At 39.2% G+C, this 4,870-nt stretch carries 5 protein-coding genes; 1 reads left to right on the forward strand and 4 read right to left on the reverse strand.

Annotation, left to right across the window (positions count from 1 at the left end):
• From BP621_RS05755 to BP621_RS05770, 4 genes are all read right to left on the reverse strand, one after another.
• Positions 1 to 106 (reverse strand): GDP-mannose 4,6-dehydratase (locus tag BP621_RS05755; protein WP_292388461.1); only part of this gene is annotated, 106 nt, incomplete at its 3' end.
• A gap of 752 nt (positions 107 to 858) precedes the next feature.
• Positions 859 to 1,773, reverse strand: coding sequence for a hypothetical protein (locus BP621_RS05760; RefSeq protein ID WP_292388458.1), 915 nt, complete (start codon positions 1,771 to 1,773; stop codon positions 859 to 861).
• Between the two features lie 435 nt (positions 1,774 to 2,208).
• Complete coding sequence (locus BP621_RS05765) at positions 2,209 to 3,378, reverse strand: glycosyltransferase family 4 protein (RefSeq protein WP_292388459.1); 1,170 nt, start codon at positions 3,376 to 3,378, stop codon at positions 2,209 to 2,211.
• Between the two features lie 8 nt (positions 3,379 to 3,386).
• Entirely contained in the window at positions 3,387 to 4,517 is a 1,131-nt protein-coding gene (locus BP621_RS05770) for a glycosyltransferase family 2 protein (RefSeq protein ID WP_292388460.1), read from the reverse strand.
• A 279-nt stretch (positions 4,518 to 4,796) separates the two neighbouring features.
• Between BP621_RS05770 and BP621_RS05775 the strand changes: the two genes are divergently transcribed.
• The coding region (locus tag BP621_RS05775) for a helix-turn-helix domain-containing protein (protein ID WP_292388462.1) at positions 4,797 to 4,870 on the forward strand (74 nt) is incomplete at its 3' end.

The following is a 4,870-nucleotide window of genomic DNA, read 5'->3' on the forward strand; positions in this document are numbered from 1 at the left end:
ATCGTCTCTTGATTCCGTGGACGACGTATCCCTTTTCAAGTAAAAATTCGGCAAGATAAGCACCATCCTGACCTGTAATCCCAGTTATTAGTGCAATTTTAGACAAGCTCTTACCCTCTCTTTTTGTTAAAAAATTATGGAGCTAATTTTTATAATCTCAGGCCTCGTACCGAGAATAATTGCAATCTTCATAATTTTACCTTGTCTGCACAGAATAATCCCGATATCCCTATTAATTTTTAGTTAAATACTATTCACAATTATTTAAATTAATTGGTTTATCTATATTAGTCATTCGTCTATATTTTATGGATATTTGAGCCTTGATTCAGAATCCTGTTTTCATTTTTATATAATATTTTTATTAATACTTTTTAATATAATTGATTAAATGGATTCAGATACACATAAAAAAGTATTCTGAAATTGTACTGTTATATCCCTGAAACAATTTCGCAGATTCAAAACTGTATGAAAATTTAATAAATAATACAACAGCAGGTGGTGTATTTCAATATACAAACAGTAACATCAAGAAATCCCCATAAACATCATGTATTGAAGATACAAGATAGGATAAATCCAGAATTTATTACAAAATTTTCGTTGATCAGGTGGTTAGTCACCATGAATTATTAATAGTTCATAGAGAAGTTCTCCATGTATTCGGCTGAACCGATAACGGAAGGTAATTTGACATTCAATAAGTGGAGACATACAGTCTAGATGTCGATTTCTTGAAGGTGGATTTTAAAAGATGGAAAGATTAATTTTAACATCATTGTCTTTTTAACTTCCCATCTCTTTTCCTTATTAATTTCATATCTTACTTAAATCAAGCTTCAAATCTGTCAAATTTTAAGCTTCAGTGCTGTTATTGGCACTGTTTTCAGGCATTTTTTCGGGGCACATTGGGAAGTTACCTCCGTGTTGCATCGGATCTTGTTCAGGACACATTCCGTGACCAATTTCATGACCCATTCCTGGCATTCCCTGTGAAGAGGACATAATTTCTTTAAGATCTTCAAGGGACTCAGCTGCGTTGATATCATCCATTAGAGTGGTAAGTTCCGTTATTTTGTTGTTGAGTTCTGTGATACTCTCATCGCTTCCATCGGTTCTGTTTTTATTCTCGCTCACTTTAGCCTGAATGTGTTCAATTTCTTTTTCAATTGAATCAACAGCCTGAGTTTTCATATGAGTTAATACAACTTCTTGCAGTTCTGCTGCACTGGAAGCTGCACTCACATTAGCGGATAAACCTTCAAGCTCAGTTATCTGTTCATTGAGCATCTGAGTCCTGTTTTCATCAGTAGTGTTTTCCAGCTGCTTGTTAAGCATCTCAGTCATATTTCCGATGGAACCGACGATTTCGGTCTGGACATCAGTGTAATTGTCATCAGTTACGTTTGCGACCTGATCAAGGTTAAATAATCCAGGCATTCCACATGGTCCCTGATTCATCCCTTCGGGTCCTCTATGCTTACCATCCGGTCCGCATCCTTTTGCTGGTGCCTGATTGAGCAGAACTTTCTGGAGTTCGGAGGCACTGGATGTTTCACTTACATTAGTATAGAAACTTTGAAGCTCAGAAATTTGTTCATTGATAGAATCAAGTATATCGGCCCGAACGTCAGTGAAATTTCCTTCAGTTATGTTTTGTGCAGGAACAAATTTGGGACTGTTTTCTGCAGCAAAGGCTCCTGAAGGGAGAATACATAACACCATTAACACCGTTGTAAAACGGGAAATTGATTTTAATGACTTTATCATTTTCATATTCTCATCCATTCTTAACTATTCCTTGTTCCGTTTTTCTTGCAGGCTATAAACCTGCTGACAGCCTTGAAATTAGCTGGCTTAAATATAAGCTTACTTCTCACGATAGAGAGATTAAAGAGAATGAATTACGAAAAGAAGTTTTATTGAACCTTAAAATTTAGATTAAAGCTTAAAGAGCAAAAATAAAACTTATCGGAATCCGTAAAAAGCGTATATAAAACTTAGAAAATTATAAATTTATTTCAAAGGCTCTTCAGGAGTAGATATATTCAAAAATAGAAATAGTCTAAAACAGAAATAGTCTAAGTTTCTTTGAGCAACTTACTTTTGAGAAGTGTCCGAATAAAGGAATACCTGAATAGAAAACACTGATGTCCACACTTGAAACAGGGAATCTCCAATCATTTTATGAAAAGAAACTTAGCATTAATTTCTTCTTATACAAGCTTCAAAAACTAAGTGGACATTTTTAACTATTTCTTCCCAATCATAGTTTTCAGCTTTCCGCAATGAGGCTTCTGAAGCTTTTGTGTTCTCTGAGGTCTTCCCAATCATTTTTACCACAGCTCTTGCAATCTCCCTCTCTTCAAGCTCCACAATAAACCCATCAACTCCATCTTCAACAAGCCCCTGTGCAGCATTGTACTTTGCTCTTACCGTCACCACAGGCACTCCGCAGGCAAAAGCCTCGATAACCACCATCCCGAAACCTTCCCGGCTTGAAGGCAGAATAAGCACCTTTGAAGCCTTGATTTTCCCGATCAATGCCCCGTACTCCTGAAAGCCTGCAAACTCGATATTCTCGTAAACCCCAGTTCTCTTTGCGAGTTCCACTAGTGTTGACTTTTCAGGCCCGTCCCCAACAATGCAGCACCTGATGTCTGAAAAATCGGCTTTAAGAAGAGCTACAGCTTTAATCAGCAGATCAACATTTTTTTCCTTTATAAGCCGACCTGCAAAAATGATATCATAAGTTTTACTTTCAAGGCCAACAGGGAATTTTCCCCAGTCGGGCTCAATCCCGGAAATCCTTTTAAGGTCTATTCCATTAGAGATAACCGTAATCTTTTCTCCGGGTACCCCGAGCCCCTCAAGCCTATTCTTTGTCCAGCTCGAAACAGCAATATTATTTTCTGATAACTTCGAGACTGCTTTTTCGACGAGCTGCCCAAAAATTCCTGCCCTTCCTAAATACTCATACCAGTAATCATCCCATACCTCGTGCCAGGTAAATACTGAAGGTACTTTTTTTAAGATTGAAATCACTTTTACAGTAAAACAGGAAAAATAGGGAAAGACACTCACATCTATAAGGTCAAAGTTTTCTTTCCTGAGCTCAGGGAATAATTTTGCAGCGAAGATTACTGCTTCGGAAATCGAACGCCTGCCGTTTACATAAAGTTTTCTAGCTTTGCAGACGCCGTGAAGGGTCATGCCTTCATACTCAAAGGTATCTTTTCCTTCCCACCATTTAACTCCGAAAATGTGTACTTCATGTCCCCTGGCCGAGAGCCGCTTTCCCAGTTCATGGATGCGCATTTCTGCGCCGCCTTTGACCCAGGGATAAACAGCATCGTACACAAAGGCGATTTTCATTGCACCACTTACCAGTCAGTATCGACTTCAAGGAGCATTACACTCAGGACAATTGCCGAAAAAATCATCTGAAGCCCTATAAAAGCTAATACCATTGAAATAACTGCACTCTTCACTTCAGAGAGAGAACCGTATCCTGAGCTGACCCAGGTGGATACTACTCTTAGCCCGAGCAGGAGACCTGCAATCAATATGATTGAACCTGCAAACAGCTCTTTTTCAAGAGAATGGTAATTCAGCCATTTTGTAGTATTTTCCTTATTATTGGGGTACATACCGCGGATAAGGCCATATGTTTTCAAATAGCTACCAGTAGAGAGAGTCTGTCCTCCGAGGATCAGAAGCATACAGCCCAAAATGAAGGAATGAAGCCTGTTTTCTGCCACATCTCCGGTAAGAAGGAGAGAACCGGTTATCAGGGCTCCAAGGACGAAAACCACAGCACCAGGCAGAAAGAGAAAAGGCAGAGGACGGTATAGCATCATAAACCTCATGTGCCGCCAGCCGTCCTGAAATGAACGCAGTTTAGAGGGAGCACGGCGTGAGTAATAGGTTATGGGGACTTCTTTAATTTTAAGCCCGCATTTTGCAGCTTCAATTATCATCTCGGATGCAAGTTCCATGCCGTGAGTTTTAAGGTCCATTTTTCCAAGGGCTTCTTTTGTAAAAGCCCGCATCCCGCAATGAGCATCCGAAATTTTCGTCTTGAAAAGGAAATTTAAAACTGCTGTCAGGAAAGGGTTGCCTATATACTGGTGCAGCCAGGGCATAGCTCCTTTTTTGATATTGCCTTTAAGCCTGGTACCCATTATAAAATCCGCTTCTCCTGCCATAAGAGGGTCCAGGAATTTATCAAGCTCAAGAAGGTCGTAGGTATTGTCGGCATCGGCAATAGCAATATAGTCACCTTTTGCTTCGGCCAGCCCTTTGAGGTAAGCGTTTCCATAGCCTTTTATTGGACCTATTACCTTTGCACCCATTGACGCTGCGATCTCTGCAGTCCTGTCTGATGAGTTGTCGGCAACTATTATCTCCCCTTCTATACTATATTTTTTGAATATAGACTGAGCTTTCTCTATGCAAATTCGGATGGTTTCTTCTTCATTCATGGAAGGCATTACGATAGAAAGAGAGGGCATGTCCAGCTTATACAGCATTATAGCCTAATAACTATTTTGATACGTCTTATTTTCAGGAATTTTGTTTGCAAGTATCGAAAAAAGATCTTGTAGTCCTTTTTAACTCTGGGAGTGCGGAGGCACAGCTGGAAGTCCCCTTCCTTGGTAGATCCAGTTTACTGGATCGGACAGGTGGGGGATGAAAGCGAAGCCTCGCACAGTAGTGAATACAACTTACAAACTTAATTAACTAGTTTTTAACGAAATCTATATATTTCTTTAAAACATATAATATGTAATATGTTAAAAGCCTATAAGTACCGAATCTACCCAGATAAAGACCAAGAAGAATTTATAAAAGTTCATTTTGGCGC

The organism is Methanosarcina sp. UBA5 (genome assembly GCF_002505485.1).
In the GTDB taxonomy this organism is placed as follows: domain Archaea; phylum Halobacteriota; class Methanosarcinia; order Methanosarcinales; family Methanosarcinaceae; genus Methanosarcina.

What these genes read in the sequence shown, in the direction of transcription:
- BP621_RS05760 (WP_292388458.1), bottom strand. Translation starts at nt 1,773, where the DNA reads ATGATAAAGTCATTAAAATCAATTTCCCGTTTTACAACGGTGTTAATG.
- BP621_RS05765 (WP_292388459.1), bottom strand. Translation starts at nt 3,378, where the DNA reads ATGAAAATCGCCTTTGTGTACGATGCTGTTTATCCCTGGGTCAAAGGC.
- BP621_RS05770 (WP_292388460.1), bottom strand. Translation starts at nt 4,517, where the DNA reads ATGCCCTCTCTTTCTATCGTAATGCCTTCCATGAATGAAGAAGAAACC.